Genomic DNA, 1,739 nt, shown 5'->3' with positions numbered 1-1,739 from the left:
GCCTTAAGTCTTATACGAAAATCTGTCTCTGGCTCATTATGAAACTTCCTTTCTAGGGATAAAATGGAAACATCTTAATGGAATGTTAAATTAATCTAATTTTAACTTAGGGGTAATTACCAGATTAGGTATTTTTACCTACGTAGGTGTGTATGATTTGTCTTTGAGTGCATAAAATAGAAATTTTTCACATTCCTATTTCACGAAAATATCAGGAGGTTTTTATGGGATTATTAAAATTTATTGTGCAAAGAAAAATCTTGATCAGTTTAATGGTTGTATTAGTTTTATTGATTGGAAGCTTCGCAGTAATCAAACTCGATAAGGAATTGCTTCCTTCCATGGAAATGGACGGTGCTTATGTTGAAATTAACGCCGGGGAAATGCCTGCAATTGAAGTTGAACGCACGATAACGACCCCTCTCGAAAAAAAGATCCTTGGTCTTGAGGGCGTTGAAGATATCGAGACGAACAGCAGCATTGGCCGCAGCTCCTTCCAGCTGACATTTGAGCGTGGCCGCGGAGAAGACTTATTCAAGGAAGTAGAATCAATCGTCAATTCCTCTACTGCAGAACTTCCTGGAGTGAAGGACGTTGCAGCAGGTCAGTATGGCACAAACCAGAGCTATGAATTTTTCATGGATGTTTCTGGTACCGATATGGAGAAAATGACCGCTTTTGCTAAGGACGTACTTGAACCTAGGTTAGAAGATTTACCTGAAGTTCGCGATGTTTCCATAACCGGTATTGTTGAACATGAAGTTTCGATTGAACTGAACCGCGATGAGATTGTGAAAAAGGGGCTGTATGTCCAGCAAGTAATCGGCGCCATCCAGCAGGTAAATACGGAAGCAACAATTGGCCAGCTAGGTGATGAAAATCATTCTCCCTCGGTAAGATGGAATACAAAGCTGGCATCGGTTGAAGATGTAAAAGAACTAAAAATCCCGACGCAGGCTGGTTTTATTAAGTTAGCTGATCTTGCAGAGGTCTCACTAAAACCAGTTGAAAGCTCGTCTTCTGTCTGGAAAAATGGATCGAAGGATTTCGTCTTCGTCCAGGTTGGCCGTGTATCGGATGCCACTCAGATTGAGATGGCCGAAGCAGTCCGTGCTGAAATAAAAAAAATCCGTGAAGATGATCTGATTAAAGGCTTTGAATTGAATGAAATGGTGGCGCAAGCTGATTATGTTAAGGAATCGATTGACGGTCTCACAAGCAATATCCTTATCGGGGGAGGTATTGCGGTTGTCGTACTTCTGCTTTTCTTGAGGAATATCCGTGCTACGCTGATCGTTGGACTATCCATTCCTACCTCCGTCTTGCTTACTTTTGCAGCGATGTGGATGTTCGGCTACAGCTTCAATATTTTAACCTTGATTGGCCTTGGACTTGGAATCGGCATGATGGTCGACTCCTCGATTGTTATTCTTGAATCTATTTACCGCAAAAAAGAACGTGGATTATCAAATTTTGAGTCTGTGATCGAAGGAACAAAAGAAGTTTCAGCAGCGGTGTTTGCATCCATGCTGACAACGATTGTTGTGTTCCTGCCAATCGGCTTGCTTGGCGGCGAAATGGGCCAGTTCATGATCATGCTGTCTGCAGTCGTTGCCATTACATTGATTAGCTCAGTGATCGTCGCTTTTACCCTGATTCCTTCATTATCTGAGAAATTCTTAAAGCTGAACAAGCAGGAAAAAGCTAAGAAAGACGGTCCATTGCTTCGTGCATACAGC

General features: G+C 42.0%; 1 protein-coding gene. It reads left to right on the top strand.

The genetic code is table 11. The features are described 5' to 3' along the window. Positions 1-224: 224 nt before the first annotated feature. On the top strand, positions 225-1,739 hold a 1,515-nt coding region (locus tag WB217_RS01050; RefSeq protein ID WP_423989823.1), incomplete at its 3' end, for an efflux RND transporter permease subunit.

Origin of the sequence: Mesobacillus sp. (assembly GCF_049588175.1) — a bacterium.
Classification (GTDB): domain Bacteria; phylum Bacillota; class Bacilli; order Bacillales; family Cytobacillaceae; genus Mesobacillus.
The sequence above is the reverse complement of the archived record's forward strand: the minus strand, read 5'-3'. Positions and strand labels throughout refer to the sequence as shown.